The sequence below is a fragment of the Arthrobacter sp. TE26545 genome (assembly GCF_056279005.1).
Genome location: NZ_JBWBQM010000001.1, coordinates 1616020 through 1637341, shown reverse-complemented (window position 1 = coordinate 1637341; position 21322 = coordinate 1616020). Strand labels below are relative to the sequence as shown.

Genomic DNA, 21322 nt, shown 5'->3' with positions numbered 1-21322 from the left:
CCGTTCAGTCTTGTTCGTGGTCAAAGGAGCCGGTACCTGCCGCGGCAGGGTCGGCGAGGGTCAGCCGGTGGTCCATGCGGTCCTTCTTGGTCTGCAGGTAGCGCAGGTTTTCTTCCCGTGAGGGGACTTCCGTCGGGACCATTTCGACGACCTTCACCCCGGCCTGGGCGAGGCGGTTCTGCTTGTCCGGGTTGTTGCTGAGCAGCCGGATTTCGTGCAGGCCCATCTCTGCCAGGATCTGCGCCGCGGCCTTGTAGCAGCGGGCATCCACGGGCAGGCCAAGCTGTTCGTTGGCTTCAACGGTGTCAAAGCCCGCTTCCTGGAGGGCGTAGGCCTTGATCTTGTTGGCCAGCCCGATACCCCGGCCTTCCTGTCCGCGCAGGTAAAGCAGGGTGCCGCCCTCGTCACGGATCAGTTCCAGGGCGTAGGCCAGCTGTTCGCCGCAATCGCAGCGGTAGGAGCCGAAGACGTCGCCGGTGAGGCATTCGGAGTGCAGGCGAACCAGGGGCGCAGTGCCATGGCGGGGCGGGGTCGGGGAACTGACTGCGAGGTGCTCCACGCCGGTGGCCTCGTCGATCCACGCCTGGGCAATGAACTCGCCGAAAGCGGTGGGCAGCTGGACTACCGGGCCGCCGCTGACCGGATGCTTCCGGTGTGCGGTGCTGCCGCCGTCGCTGTTGCCGCCATCGCCAAAACGCTGTGCGGTCATCGTGTCTCCTCTTCTCCTGCCTGGCCACCGGCCGCCGCAATGTATGCCACAAGATCCTCGATCGAGATCAGCGGGCATCCATGTTCCGCGGCGAAGTCCCGGAGGCTGTCCAGGCGCATCATCTCACCATCGTCGTGAACCACTTCGGCGATCACGCCCACCGGGGCAAGCCCGGCCAGGCGGCACAGGTCCACTGCGGCCTCCGTGTGCCCGGGGCGCTCACGCACTCCACCGTTAACGGCGCGAAGCGGGAAAATATGCCCCGGGCGGGTAATCGACGACGGCGTACTGGCCGGGTCCGCGAGGATCCTGGCGGTCAGTGCCCTGTCGCCGGCCGAGATTCCGGTGCTCACGCCGATGGCCGCATCGCAGGACACGGTGTAGGCAGTTCCCTTGGAGTCCTCATTGATTTCGACCATCGGCGGCAGCTGGAGGGCGTCGGCGCGGGAGCCTTCCAGGGGAACGCAGATCACGCCGGAGCTGTAGCGGATGGTCCAGCCCATGAGGGCCGGGGTGGCGTGCTCGGCGGCGAAGATGATGTCGCCTTCGTTCTCGCGGTCCTCGTTGTCGACCACCACCACGGCCCGGCCGCCGGCCATGGCGGCGATGGCGTCCTCGACGGGGTCGAGCCCGTGGCGCACGGCGGTGCTTCGTTCGTCAGCGAAGGTGCTCACTGTGCATCCACTCCGTTCGCCGTCTCGTTGCTGGCGGCGTGGATACCGGCGCCCGGGCGGGCGGCGAAGGACAGCAGCCGTTCGGTGTACTTGGCCAGCACGTCCACCTCGAGGTTGACACGTCCGCCGATCGCTTTGGCGCCGAGGCCCGTTTCCTCCAGGGTGGTGGGGATCAGCCCGACTTCGAACCAGGCTTCGCTTTCGGACGCGGGGCTCACGGCGGTCACCGTGAGGGACACGCCGTCGACGGCAATGGAGCCCTTTTCGGCGATGTAACGGGCCAATTGCGTCGGGACGCCGAAACGGAGCCGGTCCCAGTTTCCCTGGGACTCGCGCTCAAGAAGCTGCCCGACGCCGTCGACGTGGCCCTGGACCACATGACCGTCGAGGCGGCCGCCTGCGGGGACACAGCGCTCGAGGTTTACGACATCACCGGGGGCGAGTTCGCCGATGGTCGTACGGACGAGGGTCTCCCCCATGACGTCCACGCTGAACTCCTGGCCGTCGATTTCAGTTGCCGTGAGGCAGACGCCGTTGACGGCGATCGAGCCGCCCAGCTCGAGTCCGCCGGTGGTGCTGGGCGCCGAGAGATGGAGGGTGGCGCTTTCCATGCCCTGGTGGTCGATCGCCAGGACCTTGCCCTGTTCGGCGACGATTCCGGTAAACATTCAGTATTCTCCTTCGGTGGCTTCCGCGGCGTCCTTGCCGGGTGTGTGGTCTTCGATGGCTTCCGCCAGGGGTTTCAGGTGCAGCCGGAGGTCGCGGCCGAGCCTTTGGACCGCGCCTCCGCCGGCGTCGTCCCAGGTCCAGTGCTGGGCATCGGCGAGGGTGCTGATCCCCAGCTCGCGCAAGGCGGGCGTGCCGCTGCCGAGCAGGGTCGGCGCCAGGTAGACGATCAGTTCGTCCACCAGTCCGGCCGCCAGGAAGGCGCTCAGGATCCGGGAACCGCCTTCGACCATCACGTGGCGGATGTCCCGGGCGTAGAGCATGCGCAGGGCTTCAGCAGGATCCCGCGTGGGAAGGTGGACGAAGTTGCCGTCCGAGCCCCGGATGGCGGCGTCCTCCGGGATGCCGCGCAGGCCCATGGCAACCCGCAGGGGCTGCTTGCCGGATTCTTCGCCCACGGCGTTGCGTGCCGTGAGTCGCGGATTGTCCACGAGCACTGTCTCGGTTCCCACCAGGATCGCGTCGATCAGCCCGCGCAGCTCGTGGTTGTCCGCCAGCGATTCCGGGCTGGAGATCCACTGGCTGGTGCCGTCGCTGGCCGCTATCCGGCTGTCGAGGGTCTGGGCGATGTGGAGGGTCACGAATGGACGGCGGTGCCGGACGGCGTCGAACCATTCCCGGTTCAGCGCCGTGGCGTGTTCCCCGCCGAGGCCGGACGCGACGTCCACCCCTGCCTTGCGCAAGGTGACTGCGCCGCCGGCGGCGTGGTGGTGCGGGTCATCGACTGCGTACACCACCCGGGAGACGCCGGCCGCGATGATCGCCTGCGCACACGGGCCGGTACGGCCGGAGTGGTTGCACGGTTCCAGGGTGACCACCATGGTGGTGCCTTTGAGGTCGATCCCCGCGGCACGGGCCACGGCGATGGCGTCGGCCTCCGCGTGGGCGGTGCCGGCGCCCCTGTGGTAGCCGGTGACGAGCAGCGCGCCGTCCGGTCCAAGCACCACGGCCCCGACCAAGGGGTTTGCTCCGCGGGGCCCGCGGAGGGCCGCGGCCAGGGCGGTGTCCATCGCCGCCTGCTCGGCGTCCGTAAAGACGGTCTCTGTATTCAGGGCCGTGCTCATGATGCTGCTCCGGCCGGGACGGCGCCGGTCCGCGCGGAAGGGTCCTCCCGGCGCCCCGCACGCCACCAGACAAAGAAGCCGGCCAGCGTGAAGAAGCCGTAGAACAGGTACATGAAGGCACTGGCGAAGTAGCCTGCGCTGAAGAGCAGCGGCACGCCGACGATGTCCACGGCCACCCAGATCAGCCAGAACTCGGTCCAGCCCCGCGCCATGCCGTAAGTGGCCAGCAGCGAGCCGGTGAAGGTCCAGGCATCAGCCCAGACCGGCGGGTAGGAGCCCAGCAAATCGAACAGCGGGGTGAGGGCGGCGGTGCCGGCGAACAGCGCGCCGATCAGTGCGATGCGGACCTTGGCCGACGCCCAGGACGGCACCAGGGCACGGCCCCGGGCTGCATTGCGGCCTTCACGCCAGCGGTACCAGCCGTAGGCGGCCACGCCGATGAACATCATCTGCCGTCCGGCCTGGCCCCAAAGAGTCGCCGGAGTCGCGGCACCGAAGACGTTGCCGAGGAAGACCGTGAGGAGGAGCAGATTGCCCGCGATACCCACGGGCCATGCCCAGACTTTGCGGCGCATTCCGCCGAGGGCACTGACCAGCCCGAAAATGTTTCCCAGCACTTCGCGTAGAACAAGCGCAGACCCGCCAACCGGGATCTGTGCTTCGAAGAGCCATCGCAGAAAATCCATGCCGTTCCTTCCCTGAAAGCCGCGATGGCTCCGGGGGTGTACGACAGCGCAATACCAAGGGCCCGCAAAAGGGACGCCACGGCATGACTGTACGTGCTTCTCCCATCCAGACTTTGACTGTCGGTACTGGAATTCCACCAGTTCAACCGTTCGCCGCCGCTTCCGTGGGGAAACGATGGCTCGAGGGTCGCGGACTATGACCGCCGGTTCGGAATTACACCGACCCCGGAGCACGTAATGTGTGTTTGCTATTGTGGCACAACTTCGACGGCGGCCCGGCTATTCCCGGGCCGCGCGGGTCAACAGTTCGTCACGGTTTGCACTTAGCGCCGTGCGTACGCACCGATGCCGGCCTCGCGGAGCCGCTCGATGGCCGCGGCGGGATCCTCCTGGCCGTAGACGGCGGAACCGGCCACGAACACGTTGGCCCCGGCCTCGGCCGCGCGCAGGATGGTTTCCTCGGTGATGCCGCCGTCCACCTGGAGCGCCACACCGATCCCGGAACCGTCGATGGCGGCGCGCGCCCGGCGGATCTTGGGCAGCGTCACATCGAGGAAGGACTGCCCGCCGAAACCGGGTTCCACCGTCATGATCAGCAGCATGTCCAGTTCGCTGAGCATGTCCAGGTACGGCTCCACCGGGGTCGCCGGGCGCAGTGCCATGCCGGCCTTTGCGCCGCGCGCACGCAGCTCACGCGCGAGTTTGATAGGCGCGATGGCGGCCTCGGCGTGGAAAGTCACCGAAGCGACGCCGGCGTCGGCGTAGGCAGGTGCCCAGCGGTCGGCGTCGGCGATCATCAGGTGGGCATCCAGTGGCACCGGGCTGACCGCCTGGATGCGCTCCACCACCGGCAGCCCGAGTGTCAGGTTCGGCACGAAGTGGTTGTCCATGACGTCCACGTGCACGGCGTCGGCATTGCTGATTCGCTTCAGCTCCGCCTCCAGGTTCACGAAGTCGGCGGACAGGATGCTCGGGTTGATGCAGCAGGTGGACAAGTTCGTTCCCCTTGGCGTTGGTGGTGTGCAGGTGCGGGTGGAGCTTAGGGCTTCTTCCGGATGAGGGCCATGAACATGGCGTCCGTCCGGTGCAGGTGCGGCCAGAGCTGCGCGGTGAGTTCGTTTCCGGCGCCGAGGTTCCCCTCGAGGCTGACAGCATCCAACGCCGTGCCGGCGTCCAGCAGTTCGAGGTCCTCCCGTTTGGCCAACGCGTCGCTGACGACGGCGGTGGTCTCGGCCGGGTGCGGGGAACAGGTCACATACGCCACGACTCCGCCGGGCCGGACGGCGTCGATGGCGGATTCGAGCAGTTCACGCTGCAGCGGGCCCAGCTCGGCGAGATCCTTGGGCGTTCGGCGCCAACGGGATTCCGGCCTGCGGCGGAGGGCTCCCAGGCCGCTGCAGGGGACGTCGGCGAGGACCCGGTCGAAGGTGCCGGGCTGTTCCTTGCCCAGGTCCCGGCCGTCGCCGGTGCGCACGGACCAGGTGGAGGCGGGCACGGCAGCCAGCGCCTGGCTGACCAGTTTGGCCCGGTGCGGGGCAGGCTCATTGGCGAGCAGGCTGGCGCCGGACTCGTTGGCAAGCGCGGCGAGCAGCGCCGCTTTTCCGCCAGGGCCGGCGCAGAGGTCCAGCCATTTCTCGCCTTCACGGCTTCCCTTGCCGAGGTCGACGGCGGCGACGGCCCGGGCCACCAGCTGGGAACCGACGTCCTGGACGCGGGTGGTACCGGCCCGGACCGAGGCCAGCCGCCCGAGGTCGCCGCCGCTGGACAGCGCCGAACCGGCGACCAGCGGGCCCGGAGTTGCCCCGTTCTCCAAGGCTTCGTCAAGACTGCCCAGGCCGGGCAGCGCCACGAGGTTCACCACGGGGGCCGCGTTGTCGGCTTCGAGGAGCGCGGTGATTTCATCGGCCGGGCGCCCGTGGGCCACTAGGGACTGGCGGAGGGCGCGCACGATCCACTCCGGGTGCGCGTGGCGCACGGCGTCGATCCTGACGGAGTCCGTCTCGCCCGCCAGGAGGTGGTCAAGCCATTCGGGCAGCGAGCGGGACGTGACCTTGCGGAGCACCGCGTTGATGAGGGATGAGGGCCCGGCCCCGATCACGGCACGGGCAAGGCCCACGGTCTGGTCCAGGGCCGCGTGGGCGGGGACCCGCATGGCAAGCAGCTGGTGGGCACCGATCCGCAGGGCGTCCAGCACCGCCGGGTCCAGCTGCGCGAGCGGCCGGTCCACGCAGGCCGCGAGGATGGCGTCATAGGTGCCCTGGCCGCGCAGCGCGCCGTAGCTCAGTTCGGTGGCGAACCCGGCGTCGCGCTTGTCGAGGTGGTGGTGGCGGATCCGTGCCGGCAGCACGAGGTTGGCGTAGGCGTCCTCGGAGGCCACTGCCCGGAGTACTTCGAAGGCCACCAGGCGTGCAGGATCGGCACGGCGGGTCCGCTGCGAAGGTGCACTTGCCGAATAACCACGCTGCGGCCCGCGGTTGCGTTCACGCCCCTTGGCGTCGCGCCGCACTGCGCCGTTTCCGCCCTGGCTCCGCTCGCCCCTGCCGCGGTTGCCGCCGTCGCGTCCGCCATGGTTTGCCGGGTTCCGTCGTCCGGACTCACTCATTCGAATTCCACGCTTTCTACTGCCACGCCGCGGGCCCAGTCCGCCGAGGCCATCATCTTCTTACCGGCTGGCTGGATCCGGCCGAGCTGCACGGCATGGGAACCGGTGCCGACCAGCACGCTCTTGCCGGCGACGCGAAGCCGGCCCGGCTCCAGGTCACGGACATCGGGCCGCAACTGCAGCGGCTCAAGCTTGACCCGCTGGCCGTCCAGCATGGTCCAGGCGCCAGGCTCCGGGGTGACGCCCCGGGCCCTGCGGTTGATCGCAAGGGCGGGCTGCCGCCAGTCGATCCGGCCGTCGTCGAGCGTGAGTTTCGGTGCGAGCGAGACCTCACCGCTCTGCGGTTCCGGGGCTGCCCTGCCGGCGTCGACGGCGGACAGGGTCTGGCTGAGCAGAACGGCGCCGCTGCGGGAAAGCCGTTCCAGCAGGTCACCGGCGGTGTCCTCCGGCCGGACGGTTTCGGTGACCGTTCCGAAGACCGGCCCGGTGTCCAGCCCCTCTTCCAGCTGGAAGGTGGCGGCGCCGGTGATGTCGTCACCGGCGATGACAGCCCGCTGCACGGGTGCGGCGCCGCGCCAGGCCGGGAGCAGGGAGAAGTGCAGGTTGATCCAGCCGTGCTGCGGGACGGCCAGGGCGGCCTTGGGGATAATCCCGCCGTAGGCGACGATCGCCGCGACATCAGGCTCGAAAGAGGCGATGCGCGCGGTGGTTTCAGCGTCCACCTTGCTTGCGTGGATGAGCTCAATGCCGAGCTCTGCGGCACGGGCGGCGACCGGAGACGGCGTCAGGATCCTCTTGCGGCCGGTGGGCGCATCCGGTCGGGTCAGGACGGCGACGACGTCGAATCCGGCGTCGAGCAGCGCGTCAAGGGAAGGAACAGCGACCGCCGGGGTGCCGGCGAAGAGGACCCTCATTCAGCAGTACCGAAGCTGCCGAAGCTGGAGCCGACCGTCGTGGCGCGCTTGCTGGTGGTCTGTTCGGTCACCGCGTGGTAGTTCGCGGCCCGGATAGCCCGCAGGGCGGATTTGCGGTCTTCGCCTTCGAGCCGGTCCGTGAAGAGGACGCCGTCCAGGTGGTCCGTCTCGTGCTGGAAGCAGCGCGCAAGCATGCCCTCGGCTTCGACGCTGACCGGGTTTCCGTGGAGGTCGACGCCGGTGGCACGGGTGGTGCGGCGGCGGCGGACCGGGAAGGCCAGTCCTGGGATGGAGAGGCAGCCTTCGATCTGGTCGTCCTGGAAGTCCTCGCTGTTTTCCAGCACGGGGTTGATGATGTGTCCCTCGACGCCGTCGATCCGGTAGGTGAAGACCCGCTGGCTCACGCCGACCTGCGGGGCGGCGAGACCCGCGCCGTCCACGTCTTCCATCGTTTCGGTCATGTCGGCAACCAGTTTGGCAAGCTCGGGGCCGAAGTCCGTGACGGGATCAGCCACCGTGCGCAGCACAGGGTCCCCGATGATCCGGATACTCAAAATGGCCATGCGCTGTCTGTCCTTACAATCGGGGTCTGATCCGCTCCCATTGGAAAAGGGAAGCTAAGCCAGTTTAGTGGAGCCTGCCACGGCCGGAGCGGCGGGGTAGGCCGGTGGCGCGACTGGAAGCAGGGCCGTTCCCGCCGTGGCGGCGTTCGCGGAGGTGTCCCAAACCCGTTTCAGAGCGCAGAATTTCCACCAATGGTGTTTCAGGACGTCGGGGTTGGCGCGCTGCGGGCGGACTTCGGTCTCGCCGATGGCCACCGCCAGAAGGACCGGATCCTCGCCGTACTTCCAGGGCTCCCACTCCCCCGATACCGGATCCACCAGGCTTTCCTCCGCCTTCATGCCCGCCACCAGTTGCATCACGACCTTGTCGTCCAAAGCCTTGACGGTGCCGTCACGGTTGGTCCCTTTTGTCTTGTAATCGATCAGGCAGATCCGGCCGTTGATCCGCGCTACCAGGTCCAAGGTGCCGGCGTAGCCGACGCTCGTGTTCCAGACAGTGATCTCCGGGGCGAGCGGCTCCACACGGTACAGTTCCCACCATTCATCGAAACGTGCCGCAAAGGCTTCTTCGCCGTGCGAAGCCAACAGGGTCCTGGATTCCTCCACCCGATGCGGCCTGCCCAGCGCCCGAAGGGCCACCTGTTCGCAATAACCGTGCACCCGGTCCCCGCGCTGGGCTGCATCGTCCCTGTATACCTCGGCCGCCTTGGCCGCCTTGTTGACCGCCTGCCGCAGACCGGCAGGGCTGCCCAGGAGCCGCGGCAGTTCGGGATCGTTCGCCAGGCTGTTCGCTCCCATGTAGCCGAACCAACCATCCAGCGAGTGTGCCTGCTGCCCGATGACCGTGGTGATGGACGGCACGGAAAAGGCTTCCGTCGTGGAACGGGCGTACATCCGGCCGTATTCAGTGGCATGGGCAAGCAGTGGATCAGTCATAGGAAAACTCTTTCACAGACCCCCGACAGGATCCGAGCCGGAAGACCGTACAGAGTACGACAAACAGAACGACAAAGGCCCCTGCCGCGCTTTTTGGAGCAGCAGGGGCCTTCATTTCACGGTGGGCGATACTGGGTTCGAACCAGTGACCTCTTCGGTGTGAACGAAGCGCGCTACCACTGCGCCAATCGCCCGTGCATCAAAAACACTAACCGACTCCGGCCGGAAATCAAAAACCACCGGAACGGAATCCGAATTGACCCGGTGGGCGGCTTCCGGTGACGCCGTCCACGGCCCGGCCGACCCGCGGAAAGCCCGCGGAAAGCACGGCTAATCACAAGCGTGTAACTCGTGAATCCCGCGCCAATCCAAGGAAGTCGCGGGGCAGGCAGGCCTCCCGGGCCCAACGATTTGGAGTTTCCTCGAACCTCCTATAGAGTTTTTACTCGTCGGAAAGCGACGGGCTGCCCACCGGGGCGGGCCGCGGAAATCCGGCAAATGCGGACGTAGCTCAGCTGGTAGAGCACCACCTTGCCAAGGTGGATGTCGCGAGTTCGAATCTCGTCGTCCGCTCGCAGGACACTGTCACGGCAAAGACTCCCGGGAAACCGGAATCAATGCTTACACGGTGGGTTGGCCGAGAGGCGAGGCAGCGGCCTGCAAAGCCGTATACACGGGTTCGAATCCCGTACCCACCTCGGTGAAAACCCTGGATACCGGTTCCGACCGGATCATTACGGGCGATTGGCGCAGCGGTAGCGCGCTTCCCTGACACGGAAGAGGTCACTGGTTCGATCCCAGTATCGCCCACGGGAGCAAGGAAACTTGCTTGACGTTGAGCGGGTGGCTCCGGCCATCCGCTCAACATTTGCGGACGTAGCTCAGCTGGTAGAGCACCACCTTGCCAAGGTGGATGTCGCGAGTTCGAATCTCGTCGTCCGCTCTCCTGTTTTTAAGGGCCCGGAATGCAGCCGGCTCCTGACGGAAACGGGCGATTGGCGCAGCGGTAGCGCGCTTCCCTGACACGGAAGAGGTCACTGGTTCGATCCCAGTATCGCCCACCAGAGCAAGGCAACTTGCTCGTTGTTGGACCTTGGTCCAGCATGCGCGGACGTAGCTCAGCTGGTAGAGCACCACCTTGCCAAGGTGGATGTCGCGAGTTCGAATCTCGTCGTCCGCTCTCCGGGCCCGCGCCCACCTGAAGCAGCTCTGCGGAGCTGCTTTTTTTGTACCCTCGAACCGCGCAGATCCGGAAACCGGAATTCAAAGCATCGGAATATCCCACGAATAAAGCTAAGGAAAAATCGCTTTATCTGATGTGATCCGACTCGCATACTATTCCTCGGACCTTTTTGGCTTTCAGCCACCACGCCTACAGGCAGGAGCACCCCCGGTGAACCAACAAACGCTCACGAGTACCATCCTGAGGAAGAAGCCCATCGACACCATCGAGGAGGAGAACAAGCACAGCGGTCTCCTCAAGAGCCTCGGTCTCTGGCAACTGACCGCCATCGGAGTGGGCGGCATCATCGGCGTCGGCATCTTCTCCCTCGCAGGGCTGGTGGCCCACGGCAACGGGAGCAACCCCGGAGTCGGGCCCGCTGTGCTGATCTCCTTCCTCGTAGCCGGCCTCGCCTCGGCGGCGGCTGCGCTCTCCTACGCCGAGTTCGCCGGCATGATCCCCCGCGCCGGCTCGGCCTACACCTACGGCTACGTCGCCCTGGGTGAAATCATCGGCTGGTTCATCGGCTGGGACCTGCTGCTTGAGTACATCGCGATCGTCGCCGTCGTCGCGATAGGCATCTCCGGATACTTCGATGCCTTCCTCGCCGGAATCGGCATCCACATGCCGGCCTGGATGACCTCCACGGCGGACGAAGGCAAGGGCGGCCTCATCAACCTTCCCGCCATCCTGGTCTGCCTCCTCGTGACCTGGATCCTGAGCCGCGGCACCAAGACCTTCGGCCGCTTCGAGCTGGTCGCCGTCGGCATCAAGGTGCTGCTGATCGTGTTCATCATCGGGCTGGGGATCTTCTACATCAACACCGAGAACTACAACCCGTTCATGCCCAGCGGCTTCGGCCCGGTGCTGGCCGGATCGGCCACCGTGTTCTTCGCGGTCTTCGGCTATGACGCCATGAGCACCGCGGCAGAAGAGGCCAAGGACGGCAAGAAGCACATGCCCAAGGCAATCGTGCTCTCGCTCGTGATCGCCATGCTCCTCTACGTGGCCGCCACCCTCGTGCTGACCGGCATGCAGAACTACAAGGACATCAACCCTACGGCCGGCTTCGCCTCCGCATTCACCGGCGTCGGGCTTCCGGTGATCGCCACCATCATCTCGGTCTTCGCCGTGCTCTCCATCCTGACCGTCATGCTCACCTTCCTGCTCGGCGTCACCCGCGTCTGGTTCACGATGAGCCGCGACGGGCTCCTGCCGTCCTGGTTCGCCAAGACGGACCGCAACGGCACCCCGCAGCGCGTCACTTGGATCGCCGGGGTCACTTCGGCTTTCCTGGCCGGAATCTTCCCGATCAAGGCAGTGGCCGACCTGACCAACATCGGCATCCTTGCCGCCTTCGTGGTGGTCTGCGTGGCCGTGATCGTCTTCCGCTACACGAAGCCGGCCGCCCCACGCACCTTCCGCCTGCCGCTTATGCCCCTGGTGCCCGCCTTCGGTGTGCTGGCCTCGGGCTTCTTGATGACGCAGCTGCCCTGGGACACCTGGCTGCGGTTCGCCGTCTGGCTTGTCATCGGCCTGGCGATCTACTTCGGCTACGGCCGCAGGCATTCGCTGATGAACCCGGACAGCCCCCGGCACCAACTGCGCGACAGCCTGGACGCGGGGCGCTGAGGAGTCCGGCAACCCGTGCTTGGCAGGGCAGGGATGTCGGGTTAGGCTCGGGAACGGAGGAGCGAACTGGCTCCGCGACGGAAGGGAGGTGCCCGTGGGACTTATTGACGATCTGAAGGGCAAGGCTCAAGAGCTCATTGGTGGCAACGAGGAAGCCATCAAGGACGGCATCGAGAAGGCCGGTGATTTCATCGACGACAAGACCGGTGGAAAGTTCGCCGAGCAGGTCGATGCGGTCCAGGACGCCGCTTCCGGATTCGTGGAGAACGCCGACGGCGAAGCTCCCGCCGCCGATGAGGCTCGGTAAAGAGCTGCCGTAACAGTTACGTCAACGGGGCACCGGTCCCGCCGGGAGGCGGCACCGGTGCCCTTGGCGTTTAACGTGATACCGGAGCGGCGCAATCCCGCCACCCACCTCGGGTACCGTTGAAGATCATGCCATCCCCCGAATCCGGCGCCGCACCCGCCCGGGCCACCGCCCCTCCAGTCCCGCCGTCCCCGCAGTTGTCCATGCCCGTGACCGCCGGCGTCGTGACGGCCCTCGTCGGCTTCACTTCCTCCTTTGCGGTCGTCCTCGCGGGGCTGCGCGCCGTGGGAGCCAGCGATGCACAGGCGGCCAGCGGCCTGCTGGCCCTCACGTTGTGCTTCGGCGTCGGCGTCCTTTGGCTCTCCTGGCGGTCCAAGGTGCCGGTGACGCTCGCCTGGTCCACCCCCGGTGCGGCGCTCCTCGCGGGAGCCGGTACGCCCGACGGCGGCTGGCCGGCCGCCGTCGGCGCCTTCCTGATTGCGGGGGTGCTCATCGCGCTCACCGGCCTGCTCCCGCCGCTGGGGCGCCTGATGGCGCGGATACCCACCGCGCTTGCCCAGGCGATGCTCGCCGGCGTCCTCCTGCCGCTGTGCGTGGCACCCTTCAAGGCCCTCGGCGCCGCTCCCCTGCTGGTGGCGCCGGTGGTCCTGTGCTGGCTGCTCATGACGAAGCTGGCGCCCCGCTGGTCCGTTCCGGCGTCGCTCGGGGTCGCCTTGGCCGTCATCGGCCTCCACATAGGGCTGAACGGCGGAAGCGTTGCGGTGGACCGCTTGCTGCCCGAACTGCATTGGACCACTCCGGCGTTCAGCCTCCAGTCCGTGGCCGGCCTGGCCTTGCCGCTGTTCATCGTGACAATGGCGTCCCAGAACATTCCGGGCGTGGCAGTGCTGAAGTCCTTCGGTTACGCCACGCCCTGGCGGCCGTCGATGCTGGTCACGGGCGCGGGGACGGTGCTCGGCGCCCCGTTCGGCGGCCACGCCATCAACCTGGCCGCCCCTCAGCGCGGCCCTGGCCGCCGGGGAGGAAGCAGGCACGGACCGCAGCCGGCGGTGGATTGCCGCCTTCACCTCGGGCCTGGCCTATCTGGTGCTCGCAGCTTCCTCGGCAGCGCTGGTCACGGTGGTGGCCGCGGCGCCGCAGGGACTGCTTGAGGCCGTGGCGGGACTGGCCTTGCTGGGCACGATGGCCTCGGCGATCGCTTCGGCGCTTGCGGTGGCGGAAGAACGGATCGGAGCCACAGTGACGTTCCTGTTGGCCGCCTCCGGGCTGAGCGTCGCCGGAATCGGGGCGGCGTTCTGGGCCCTGCTGGCGGGGATTGTGGTCCGCTGGGTCCTCAAGGACCGCAGCGGCAAGGACGAACCGGCCCTGAAGAAATCCTGACCGTCAGGACGGTTCGTGGTTCTGGCCTTCGCGGGCCAGCGCCGTGAGGCGGGAGACGGCGCGGTAGTACTTCTTCATGTACCCGCCGCCTATCATTTCCTCGGTGAAGAGCTTGTCGAACGGCACGCCGCTGGCCAGGATCGGAACGTCCTTGTCGTACAGGCGGTCCGCGAGCACCACGAAACGGAGGGCGACGGCCTGCTCGGTGATGGTCTCCACGTCGCGCCACACCACGCCGTCGATCCCTGCAATCAGCTGGCGGTAGCGGCTGGGGTGGACACCGGCCAGGTGGTCCACCAGTTGGCGGAAGTCGTCGACGGCGACGGTCTGACCGTCGAATTCGGCGTGCATGTGCCGCTTGAGGTCCTCGGTCTTCAGCGGGGCCGGTGCAGCCGGCAGTCCGCGGTGGCGGTAGTCCTCGCCGTCGATCCTGATGACCTCGAACTGGTCCGCCAGGACCTGGATTTCGCGCTGGAAGTCGACGGCGGCGAAGCGCCCCTCGCCAAGGGAACCCGGCAGGGTGTTGGAGGTCGCCGCGAGCCGCACGCCGGCGTCGGCCAGTTCCCGCATGAGGCGGGACATCAGCACGGTGTCGCCGGGATCGTCGAGTTCGAATTCGTCAATGCAGACGAGCTTGTAGCTGCTGAGCGCCTCGACAGTCTTTCGGAAGGACAGCGCCCCCACCAGGTTGGTGTACTCGACGAAGGTGCCGAAAGCCTTGGGCCCGGGTGCCGAATGCCAGAGCGAGGCCAGCAGGTGCGTCTTGCCGACGCCGAAGCCGCCGTCGAGGTAGATGCCGGCGCGTCCGGTGTCCTTCTTTCCGAAAAGCCTGGAGAACAAGCCTCCGCCGGTGCCGTTGCCGACCCCCGCGGCGAAACCTTCCAGGGCCTTGACGGCTGCCGCCTGGCTGGGTTGGGAAGGATCGGGACGGTAGCTGGCGAAGGAGACCTCCCCGAACCGCGGGGAAGGATGGAACCCCTGCAGGATCTCGTCCACCGAGACCGCGGGGGTGCGTGCGGCGAGCTGTTCGATCTGTACCAAAACGGTCCGTTCTTCAGGGGTAGGTCCTCAGCAAGAATACCGGGAACGCGCGGCAGGCACGGACACGGCCGGAGCCGGACGGGCGGCCATGTTTCACCATGTGACCGCACAGGAGCAATCCCGGAGGCGCATGGCTAGTGTTGGTTCCAAGCCGGGCAGAGGAATGCCCCGCCGTCCGGTCCGGCGCCGACCATCTTCAGTGAAAGGCCATACCCATGTCCTACCCCGTTGAACAGAACGAAAAGTTCGCGAAGTACGCGCACCCGGAGCGCCTCGTGTCCACCGAATGGCTCGCTGCGGCCCTCGAAGGCGGAGCGCCCACCGATGGCAAGCTCGTTGTTGTCGAATCCGACGAAGACGTCCTTCTCTACGAGACCGGCCACATCCCCGGCGCCGTCAAGATCGACTGGCACACTGACCTGAACGATGAGGTCACCCGCGATTACGTGGACGGGGCAGCTTTCGCCGCCCTCGCCACCGCCAAGGGTATTTCCCGCGACAGCACCGTGGTCATCTACGGCGACAAGTCCAACTGGTGGGCAGCCTACGCCCTGTGGGTCTTCACCCTTTTCGGCCACGAGGACGTGCGCCTGCTGGACGGCGGCCGCGACAAGTGGATCGCCGAGGGCCGCGAACTGACCACCGAGGTCCCGCAGCCGGCCCCGGGCGAGTACCCCGTCGTCGAGCGCAATGACGCACCGATCCGCGCCTTCAAGGAAGATGTCCTGGCGCACCTCGGCAAGCCGCTGATCGACGTCCGCTCCCCCGAGGAATACACCGGCCAGCGCACCCACATGCCGGCCTACCCCGAGGAAGGCGCGCTGCGCGGCGGCCACATCCCCACCGCGGCCTCCATCCCGTGGGCCCGTGCGGCGGCCGAAGACGGCAGCTACCGTAGCCGTGAAGAACTCGAGGCCCTGTACCTGGGCGAAGCCGGCCTGCACGAGGGCGACGAGGTGGTCGCTTACTGCCGCATCGGCGAGCGTTCCAGCCACACCTGGTTCGCCCTGAAGTACCTGCTGGGCTTCCAGAACGTGCGCAACTACGACGGTTCCTGGACCGAATGGGGCAACGCCGTGCGCGTTCCGATCGTCAAGGGTGCGGAGCGCGGTTCCGTTCCTGCGCTGGTCCACTAGCCGGCACTTTCCCTGAACCAGCAGTCCGGACGGGGGCGAAACCCCGTCCGGACTGCGTAAGCTGGACGTGATGAGTACGAATACCCTGCCCGCCGCACTGGCGGAAATTGTCGATGATTTCCAGGCCCTGACCGAGCCTGAACGCCTGCAGCTGCTGCTTGAGTTCTCCCGCGGCCTGCCGGAGCTGCCGGAGCGCCTGCTGGACCACCCGGAACTGCTTGAACAGGTGGTTGAGTGCCAGTCGCCGCTGTTCCTGACCATTGAACAGGAGCGGAAGGACGACGGCGGAACCCTCGGCTACCGGCTGTTCTTCAAGGCCCCGCCGGAAGCGCCCACCACGCGCGGCTTCGCCGGTGTCCTGCACGAGGGGCTCGACGGCCTGACCGCGTCCGAAATCCTCTCGGTCCCCGACGACATGCCGGAGCTGCTGGGGCTTACCCGCGCCATTACTCCCCTCCGCATGCGCGGCATGACCGCCATGCTCGGCCGCATCAAGCGCAAGGTGGCCGCCGCCGACCGGCTGCAGTCCTAGCGCCCAAAGAACATGGCGAAGAAACAAGCGTCGACCGGAACGCCGGCCACAGCCGTCCTGGCTGCGGCCGGCGTTCCGTTCACGGTCCACCCGTACACCCACGACCCGGCCGCGGAAAGCTACGGGCTGGAAGCGGCGGAAGTCCTCGGCGTCGACCCCTCGCGGGTCTTCAAGACCCTGATGGTGGACATCGAAGGCAAACTCGCCGTCGGAATCGTCCCGGTCAGCGGAACGCTCGACCTCAAGGCAATTGCGGCCGCAATGGGCTCCAAGAAGGCGGCCATGGCCGATCCGAAAACTGCGGAACGTCGCACCGGGTACGTCCTGGGCGGAATTTCTCCCTTGGGCCAGCGCCAGCCCTCGCCCACCGTCGTCGATGAATCGGCGCTGGGCTTCCCCACGGTCCTGGTTTCGGGCGGACGGCGTGGCCTGGACATCGAGCTCGCGCCGGCAGACCTCGTCCGGCTCACCCAAGCGCGCGTAGCGCCGATCGCCGGCGCCTGAGGGGCGACGGACTTCAGCGGCCGCCCGTGAGCTGGGGCGCGAGCGGGGCCAGCCGCGGTTCCAGCCAGGACCGGACCAGCCGCTCCCATTTCTCCGGATCCACGTTCCATTCCTTGGTGTGCCTGGCCGCGCGGAACGGTTCGAAGGTGACCATCTCGGGATTCCGTTCGGCCAGACTCGCCGACGGACCGTATGGCACGTAGTCGTCGTCGACACTGTGGATCAGCAAAGTGGGGGTGCGCAGCTCCACGGCCCGGGCGTCCCAGTCCATTGCCCGCAGGTCCACGGGCGCGGCCAGACCGGTCAGCCTGCGGCCCAGGGAATGGCCGAGCATGAGCTGGCCGTACCGGCCCACTGCGTAGGGGATCCTGTTCAGCCGCGCGTGGTGCGCCAGGACATTCACCCAGTCGATGACGGGAGCGTCCAGCACCAGCGCCCTGATGAGGTGGCGGTAGCGGGAAAGGTCGGCGGTCTGCAGGCAGATCGCCCCGCCCATCGACCAGCCGAACAGCACGACTTCCTCGGCGCCCTGCTCCAGGGCGAAGGCGATGGCGCCTTCGACATCGCGCCATTCAGTCGACCCCAGTCCGTAGCGGCCGTCCGGGGCGGCCGGTGCGAGGCCGTCGTTGCGGTAGGAAATCAGCAGGCTGTCCATGCCGAGGCTCCGGGCCACCGGCAAGGCCCGCAGGCATTCCAGCCGGGTGGCCCCGCGGCCGTGCACCATGATGGCCCACACCCGGGCGGCTGTACCCCCCTGTTCGGCGTGGACCAACCAGGCCGGTGCCCTGCCGCCGTCGACCTCTATCTCGACGTCCTCGGCCTCCAGGCCGAGCGAGGCAGGCGAGGCGTAGACCGCACCGCTCCACCATCCGCGGTGCGCCCTCGCGAGGTCGCCGCTGTAGACCTCCTCGACTTCGCGCTGCACGGTCCGTTCGGCGGGCGAGTAGGAGACGATCCTGCCGATCCGCGCGTGGCCGGCGCCGCCATCGAAGAAGAGGCTGAAGGTGCCGTGAGAAGTACTGTCCTCGGTGGCCGCCATGATGATCTGCAGTCCGTCATCGCTGCGCACCACGGCGAGGACCTCCTGGTCGGCGTCGCGGACGGAGGGAGTGATGATGCGCCTGGCGAAGTAGGCGGCCAGCGCCGAACTGCCGGCACCGACGAGCGCGGCCAGGCCACCGCCGGCGGCGATTCCGGCCAGCGTCCACCGTGCGCGGGCGGACATTCCCGCGGTGCCTCGGGCCGGGGCGGCCGCGCGCAAAGTCAATGCCATTCCACCATTGTCCATCCCGCCAGCATCTTTGCTGGAATCGCCGCAACGCCCGGCCGGATTCGGCAGCCAAACGCTGCCACGCGGCCGGGTCCGGGTCTACGCTGTAGCCATGAGCGATCCAATCGTCATTCTGAGCGAAGAACCCCTCGGCCGGGACGACCGCGTCAACATCGCCAAACTCGTGGACGGCAGCGATGCCCCCATCGTGGTGCTGGTGCCGGCCAACACTGAACGGCATCTGCTGGTCGATTTCCTGGAGAACCTGTCCATGCTGGAGGTGGCGAAAGCCTTCCGGGACCTGCTCTCGCAGGCGCCGGACCCCGAGGTGGAACGCGCCGGCGCTGAGAGCGCACTGGCGGCCTCGCTCGAGGCGCTGGAAGGCCTGGGCTCCGGGGTCACCGGTGAGATCGTCGACGGCGGTGCTGTCGCCGGCCTGGTAGCGAAGGTCAAGGCCTTGAATGCCTCCCAGGCGGTGGTGGTCACCCGTCCGCACGCCATCTCAGACACCTTCCACACGGACTGGGCAAACAAGGCACAGGACCAGCTGGGCCTGCCCGTGCTGCATTTGTATGCCGGTTCGGGATTCATTGGCGACTCCTGAACGTTGAGCACAGCATGAGCACCGACAACAGCAAGTACTTCGGCACCGCCGACCTGACGGCCGGGGTGCCGCACCAGGATGTTCCGGACAAGGGCGCCTGTGTGGAAAAGAGCGACGCCGAATGGCGGCAGCAACTGACGCCGGAGGAATTCCGGGTGCTGCGCCAGGCGGGAACCGAGCGCCCCTACACGGGCGAATACTGGGACACCCACACGGCTGGCGTCTACCAATGCCGGGCCTGCGGAGCCGAGCTCTTCACCAGCAAGGAGAAGTTCGACTCGCATTGCGGCTGGCCCTCATTCTGGGCGCCGCTGGCAGAAGGCGCCGTACTCTACCTCCACGACCGCAGCATGGGCATGGAACGGGTGGAAGTGCGTTGCGCCAACTGTGATTCCCACCTGGGCCACGTGTTCGAAGGCGAGGGCTACGGCACTCCTACAGACCAGCGCTACTGCATCAACTCCGTCTCCCTGAAGTTGGTGGAGACGCCGGCCGGCAGCTAGCCCGGTCGCGGCCGGGAGATCCAGCCTGTTCCCTGGCTGGACCTCCCGGCCATTTCCCAGCCTCCATGCAATAGATTCTCTTATGCTCAAGGCGCTTTTCACTTAGCAACACTGTTCGCTTGCTACGCTCGCCTCAGAATCAAAAACCACTGAGGAAAGGCACCGTCAACGATGACCACCACCGCCACGGCGACCCGAGAACGCATCACCGCAGAGAACCCGGCATGGGGCTCCCTGAAAGCCGCAGCCACCGCGCTGCAGGCCCTGCAGGCCAAGGACGGTTCCGTCCCCGAGACCACGGACCACGCGGCTGCCCGCGGACACGTCGCCGCCATCATCGCCGCCGTCGAGGAACTCGCCCCGGCCTTCCCGCACGACGCCCTCTACCTCGAACTGCTGGTCAAGGACTTCGCCCGCTGGAGCGACACCGGCTTCGGCGTGCCGGACTTCCTGGACTCCCTCATGGCGTTCCAGCCCCAGGAGCAGCGCGTGGACGGCCTGCAGCACCTGGTCGTCTTCCCGATGTACACCCAGAACGGCAGCACGAACCGCCTGGTCGAAGCTGTGCTGATCGAGGTCATTTGGCCCGAATTCATCGGCGGCCTTGAAGCCGGCGATTACTCCAACAAGCTCTTCGTCCCGATCCGCTTCATCGACTTCACCCCGGGCTACGACACCAACTCCGCCGTGCTGTTCCCGGAGACCGTGGCCGTGCGCGAAACCCCCACCTTCACGTGGGGCGCCATCTTCGCCGACCGCGAGGCCGCACGCTTCCGCCGGGTCCTGAAGGCCGCCGCCAAGACCACCTCGCTGGAACTGCCGGCCGACGCCGCCGAACTGCTGGACAACCAGGACCTCACCCAGCGCACGTTCGTCATGTGGGACCTGATCCACGACCGCACCCACATGCGCGGCGACCTGCCCTTCGACCCTTTCATGATCAAGCAGCGCATGCCGTTCTTCCTGTACTCCCTGGAGGAACTGCGCTGCGACCTGACCGCCTTCCGCGAGTCCGTGAAGATCGAAAAGGACGAGGAAGCCTCCGAGGACGCCCGCAAGCACGCCAAGCTGGTCCAGTACGCCATCATCTTCGACCGTATCTTCCGCTTCGCCATCACCGGCAGCCGCGTGCGCAACTACGACGGCCTGGGCGGCCAGCTGCTCTTCGCCTGGATGCACCAGCACCGTGTGCTGCACTGGACCGACAGCAAGCTCAGGATCGACTGGGAAGACGTTGCCGACGTCGTCGTCAAGCTCGGCGAGCAGATCGAAGAGCTGTACTGGCGCTCCATCGACCGCCCGAAGACCGCCCACTGGCTGGCCGCATACCAGCTGATTTCGGGTACCGTTACCCCCAACCCCGCTTCGGTCTGGGCCAAAGGCCCCGACGCGCTGCCGCTGACCGGCGCACCGCGCGAGCTGACCGACCAGGTCATGGACGACGAATTCCCGCTGTCCATGTTCTACGAGGCATTGGAGAAGAAGATGCGCCCTGTCATCGAGTCCACCACCGGCATCACGGGATCGACGGCGGCCTGATGGCACCACTGAATGTCCTGGTCACGGGCGGCAGCAGCGCTTCCGGCATTGCTGCCGCACGGGCCCTTGCCCTTGCCGGTCACCGGGTGTTCGCCGTCGGTTCGGACCGTAGCCGCATCACGGCCGCCGCGGAGGAAGCCGGCGACGGCGTCACGCCCTTGGTCTGCGACCTCACCAGCCTGCCCGCGGTGCGCGAGCTCGCCGACGAGGTCCACGCAGCCGCAGGTCCCGTGGACGGCGTTATCCACCTGGTGGGCGGCTGGCGCGGCGCCAAGGGCATCGAGGACCAGCCGGACGAGGACTGGGATGCCCTGTCCAGCAGCGCCCTGACCACGCTACGGAACGTCTCGCGGGTCTTCTACCGCGACCTCGCAGACTCCCCCGCCGGGCGGCTCGCGATCGTCAGCTCGACGACGGTCTCCGCACCCACCGCGGCGGCAGCCAGCTACGCCGCCGCCAAGGCCGCCGCAGAAGCCTGGACGTTCGCCGTCGCCGACGGCTTCCGGCGCGAGCAGTCGGGCGTGAAATCCGAGCCCGCGGGAACCTCCGATCCCGTCGAGCAGCACAGCGCTGCCGTCGTCTTCATCGTCAAAGCGCTCGTGGATGCCGGCATGCGGCACGCCCACCCGGAACGGAAGTTCCCCGGATACACGGACGTCGAGGAACTGGCCGCGGCCGCCGTCGGGCTGTTCAAGCAGCCTGCCGAGGAAGTAAACGGGCGCCGGATCCGGCTGGTTCCCTGACGCGACGCCGCCCGGGCCCTGGCCCGCGCCCCGGG

The 21322-nt window shown here is 67.3% G+C and carries 21 protein-coding genes, 7 tRNA genes, 1 pseudogene and 1 riboswitch; of the genes and pseudogenes, 16 read left to right on the top strand and 13 right to left on the bottom strand.

All coding sequences use genetic code 11. The features are described from left to right. Positions 1–4 precede the first annotated feature (4 nt). The 11 genes from ribA to ACZ9CK_RS07250 all read right to left on the bottom strand — a co-directional run bounded on the left by ribA (position 5) and on the right by ACZ9CK_RS07250 (position 9068). The gene (gene ribA, locus ACZ9CK_RS07300; protein ID WP_426303116.1) at positions 5–709 is read right to left on the bottom strand and encodes a GTP cyclohydrolase II; all 705 of its coding nucleotides are present in this window, start codon (positions 707–709) and stop codon (positions 5–7) included. Beyond that, a complete protein-coding gene (ribB, locus tag ACZ9CK_RS07295) occupies positions 706–1308 on the bottom strand; it encodes a 3,4-dihydroxy-2-butanone-4-phosphate synthase (protein ID WP_426303432.1) in 603 nt (200 codons plus the stop codon). Before ribB ends, ribA begins: the two co-directional genes overlap by 4 nt. A 71-nt stretch (positions 1309–1379) precedes the next feature. Further along, positions 1380–2051, bottom strand: coding sequence for a riboflavin synthase (locus tag ACZ9CK_RS07290; protein WP_476049625.1), 672 nt, complete (start codon positions 2049–2051; stop codon positions 1380–1382). Continuing rightward, a complete protein-coding gene (gene ribD, locus ACZ9CK_RS07285; RefSeq protein ID WP_476049624.1) occupies positions 2052–3173 on the bottom strand; it encodes a bifunctional diaminohydroxyphosphoribosylaminopyrimidine deaminase/5-amino-6-(5-phosphoribosylamino)uracil reductase RibD in 1122 nt (373 codons plus the stop codon). Continuing rightward, a complete protein-coding gene (gene pnuC / locus ACZ9CK_RS07280) occupies positions 3170–3859 on the bottom strand; it encodes a nicotinamide riboside transporter PnuC (RefSeq protein ID WP_476049623.1) in 690 nt (229 codons plus the stop codon). The genes ribD and pnuC overlap by 4 nt, the downstream gene beginning before the upstream one ends. Positions 3860–3948: 89 nt before the next feature. Next, a riboswitch (FMN riboswitch) is annotated at positions 3949–4097 on the bottom strand. Positions 4098–4182: 85 nt separating this feature from the next. Next, positions 4183–4854, bottom strand: coding sequence for a ribulose-phosphate 3-epimerase (gene rpe / locus ACZ9CK_RS07275; protein WP_426303112.1), 672 nt, complete (start codon positions 4852–4854; stop codon positions 4183–4185). A gap of 44 nt (positions 4855–4898) precedes the next feature. Further along, positions 4899–6461, bottom strand: a complete 1563-nt coding sequence (locus tag ACZ9CK_RS07270) for an RsmB/NOP family class I SAM-dependent RNA methyltransferase (protein ID WP_476049622.1) — start codon at positions 6459–6461, stop codon at positions 4899–4901. After that, the gene (gene fmt / locus ACZ9CK_RS07265; protein ID WP_426303110.1) at positions 6458–7375 is read right to left on the bottom strand and encodes a methionyl-tRNA formyltransferase; all 918 of its coding nucleotides are present in this window, start codon (positions 7373–7375) and stop codon (positions 6458–6460) included. Before fmt ends, ACZ9CK_RS07270 begins: the two co-directional genes overlap by 4 nt. Next, the gene (def, locus tag ACZ9CK_RS07260; protein ID WP_426303109.1) at positions 7372–7938 is read right to left on the bottom strand and encodes a peptide deformylase; all 567 of its coding nucleotides are present in this window, start codon (positions 7936–7938) and stop codon (positions 7372–7374) included. Before def ends, fmt begins: the two co-directional genes overlap by 4 nt. A gap of 54 nt (positions 7939–7992) precedes the next feature. Then, positions 7993–8874 carry a cytochrome gene (locus ACZ9CK_RS07255; RefSeq protein WP_476049621.1) on the bottom strand — a complete coding sequence of 294 codons (882 nt, stop codon included), beginning with the start codon at positions 8872–8874 and terminating at the stop codon, positions 7993–7995. Positions 8875–8996: 122 nt separating this feature from the next. Continuing rightward, positions 8997–9068 (bottom strand) — tRNA-Val (locus ACZ9CK_RS07250). A 306-nt stretch (positions 9069–9374) separates the two neighbouring features. Between ACZ9CK_RS07250 and ACZ9CK_RS07245 the strand changes: the two genes are divergently transcribed. The 9 genes and pseudogenes from ACZ9CK_RS07245 (at position 9375) to ACZ9CK_RS07205 (ending at position 13415) form a co-directional block, all read left to right on the top strand. Beyond that, positions 9375–9447, top strand: a tRNA-Gly gene (locus tag ACZ9CK_RS07245). Between the two features lie 54 nt (positions 9448–9501). Next, positions 9502–9572, top strand: a tRNA-Cys gene (locus tag ACZ9CK_RS07240). A gap of 40 nt (positions 9573–9612) precedes the next feature. Continuing rightward, positions 9613–9684 (top strand) — tRNA-Val (locus ACZ9CK_RS07235). Between the two features lie 60 nt (positions 9685–9744). Beyond that, positions 9745–9817, top strand: a tRNA-Gly gene (locus ACZ9CK_RS07230). Positions 9818–9863: 46 nt separating this feature from the next. After that, positions 9864–9938: transfer RNA gene (locus ACZ9CK_RS07225), tRNA-Val, on the top strand. A gap of 43 nt (positions 9939–9981) precedes the next feature. Next, positions 9982–10054: transfer RNA gene (locus ACZ9CK_RS07220), tRNA-Gly, on the top strand. A 213-nt stretch (positions 10055–10267) separates the two neighbouring features. Next, complete coding sequence (locus tag ACZ9CK_RS07215) at positions 10268–11728, top strand: amino acid permease (RefSeq protein WP_476049620.1); 1461 nt, start codon at positions 10268–10270, stop codon at positions 11726–11728. A gap of 88 nt (positions 11729–11816) precedes the next feature. Continuing rightward, entirely contained in the window at positions 11817–12035 is a 219-nt protein-coding gene (locus ACZ9CK_RS07210) for an antitoxin (protein WP_426303106.1), read from the top strand. Between the two features lie 128 nt (positions 12036–12163). Continuing rightward, positions 12164–13415: pseudogene (locus ACZ9CK_RS07205) on the top strand (benzoate/H(+) symporter BenE family transporter). A gap of 3 nt (positions 13416–13418) precedes the next feature. Here the strand turns inward: ACZ9CK_RS07205 and zapE are convergent. Further along, a complete protein-coding gene (gene zapE / locus ACZ9CK_RS07200) occupies positions 13419–14456 on the bottom strand; it encodes a cell division protein ZapE (protein ID WP_476049619.1) in 1038 nt (345 codons plus the stop codon). 215 nt (positions 14457–14671) lie between these two features. Here zapE and ACZ9CK_RS07195 point away from each other — a divergent pair, with 215 nt between their 5' ends. The 3 genes from ACZ9CK_RS07195 (at position 14672) to ybaK (ending at position 16628) form a co-directional block, all read left to right on the top strand. Continuing rightward, entirely contained in the window at positions 14672–15592 is a 921-nt protein-coding gene (locus ACZ9CK_RS07195; protein WP_476049618.1) for a sulfurtransferase, read from the top strand. 70 nt (positions 15593–15662) lie between these two features. Further along, positions 15663–16124 carry a SufE family protein gene (locus ACZ9CK_RS07190; RefSeq protein ID WP_426303102.1) on the top strand — a complete coding sequence of 154 codons (462 nt, stop codon included), beginning with the start codon at positions 15663–15665 and terminating at the stop codon, positions 16122–16124. 12 nt (positions 16125–16136) lie between these two features. After that, positions 16137–16628, top strand: a complete 492-nt coding sequence (gene ybaK / locus ACZ9CK_RS07185; RefSeq protein ID WP_426303101.1) for a Cys-tRNA(Pro) deacylase — start codon at positions 16137–16139, stop codon at positions 16626–16628. 13 nt (positions 16629–16641) lie between these two features. On the opposite strand, the gene ACZ9CK_RS07180 is transcribed toward ybaK, so the two are convergent. Further along, positions 16642–17901, bottom strand: coding sequence for an alpha/beta hydrolase family protein (locus ACZ9CK_RS07180; RefSeq protein ID WP_476049617.1), 1260 nt, complete (start codon positions 17899–17901; stop codon positions 16642–16644). A gap of 109 nt (positions 17902–18010) precedes the next feature. On the opposite strand from ACZ9CK_RS07180, the gene ACZ9CK_RS07175 reads away from it, so the two are divergent. The 4 genes from ACZ9CK_RS07175 to ACZ9CK_RS07160 all read left to right on the top strand — a co-directional run bounded on the left by ACZ9CK_RS07175 (position 18011) and on the right by ACZ9CK_RS07160 (position 21287). Further along, entirely contained in the window at positions 18011–18502 is a 492-nt protein-coding gene (locus ACZ9CK_RS07175; RefSeq protein ID WP_426303099.1) for a hypothetical protein, read from the top strand. A gap of 14 nt (positions 18503–18516) precedes the next feature. Next, positions 18517–19005, top strand: coding sequence for a peptide-methionine (R)-S-oxide reductase MsrB (gene msrB / locus ACZ9CK_RS07170; RefSeq protein WP_476049616.1), 489 nt, complete (start codon positions 18517–18519; stop codon positions 19003–19005). Between the two features lie 171 nt (positions 19006–19176). Continuing rightward, positions 19177–20544, top strand: a complete 1368-nt coding sequence (locus ACZ9CK_RS07165; RefSeq protein WP_476049615.1) for a DUF6421 family protein — start codon at positions 19177–19179, stop codon at positions 20542–20544. Further along, entirely contained in the window at positions 20544–21287 is a 744-nt protein-coding gene (locus tag ACZ9CK_RS07160) for an SDR family NAD(P)-dependent oxidoreductase (protein ID WP_426303096.1), read from the top strand. The genes ACZ9CK_RS07165 and ACZ9CK_RS07160 overlap by 1 nt, the downstream gene beginning before the upstream one ends. Positions 21288–21322: the final 35 nt, after the last annotated feature.

Excerpts from the sequence above, each read along its gene's own strand:
- ACZ9CK_RS07195 (WP_476049618.1), top strand. The coding sequence starts at position 14,672 with ATGTCCTACCCCGTTGAACAGAACGAAAAGTTCGCGAAGTACGCGCAC.
- ACZ9CK_RS07165 (WP_476049615.1), top strand. The coding sequence starts at position 19,177 with ATGACCACCACCGCCACGGCGACCCGAGAACGCATCACCGCAGAGAAC.
- ACZ9CK_RS07255 (WP_476049621.1), bottom strand. The coding sequence starts at position 8,874 with ATGACTGATCCACTGCTTGCCCATGCCACTGAATACGGCCGGATGTAC.
- ribD (WP_476049624.1), bottom strand. The coding sequence starts at position 3,173 with ATGAGCACGGCCCTGAATACAGAGACCGTCTTTACGGACGCCGAGCAG.
- ribB (WP_426303432.1), bottom strand. The coding sequence starts at position 1,308 with ATGGCCGGCGGCCGGGCCGTGGTGGTGGTCGACAACGAGGACCGCGAG.
- ybaK (WP_426303101.1), top strand. The coding sequence starts at position 16,137 with ATGGCGAAGAAACAAGCGTCGACCGGAACGCCGGCCACAGCCGTCCTG.
- ACZ9CK_RS07175 (WP_426303099.1), top strand. The coding sequence starts at position 18,011 with ATGAGCGATCCAATCGTCATTCTGAGCGAAGAACCCCTCGGCCGGGAC.
- ACZ9CK_RS07180 (WP_476049617.1), bottom strand. The coding sequence starts at position 17,901 with ATGGCATTGACTTTGCGCGCGGCCGCCCCGGCCCGAGGCACCGCGGGA.
- def (WP_426303109.1), bottom strand. The coding sequence starts at position 7,938 with ATGGCCATTTTGAGTATCCGGATCATCGGGGACCCTGTGCTGCGCACG.
- ACZ9CK_RS07190 (WP_426303102.1), top strand. The coding sequence starts at position 15,663 with ATGAGTACGAATACCCTGCCCGCCGCACTGGCGGAAATTGTCGATGAT.
- ACZ9CK_RS07270 (WP_476049622.1), bottom strand. The coding sequence starts at position 6,461 with ATGAGTGAGTCCGGACGACGGAACCCGGCAAACCATGGCGGACGCGAC.
- msrB (WP_476049616.1), top strand. The coding sequence starts at position 18,517 with ATGAGCACCGACAACAGCAAGTACTTCGGCACCGCCGACCTGACGGCC.
- fmt (WP_426303110.1), bottom strand. The coding sequence starts at position 7,375 with ATGAGGGTCCTCTTCGCCGGCACCCCGGCGGTCGCTGTTCCTTCCCTT.
- pnuC (WP_476049623.1), bottom strand. The coding sequence starts at position 3,859 with ATGGATTTTCTGCGATGGCTCTTCGAAGCACAGATCCCGGTTGGCGGG.
- ACZ9CK_RS07160 (WP_426303096.1), top strand. The coding sequence starts at position 20,544 with ATGGCACCACTGAATGTCCTGGTCACGGGCGGCAGCAGCGCTTCCGGC.
- ribA (WP_426303116.1), bottom strand. The coding sequence starts at position 709 with ATGACCGCACAGCGTTTTGGCGATGGCGGCAACAGCGACGGCGGCAGC.
- ACZ9CK_RS07290 (WP_476049625.1), bottom strand. The coding sequence starts at position 2,051 with ATGTTTACCGGAATCGTCGCCGAACAGGGCAAGGTCCTGGCGATCGAC.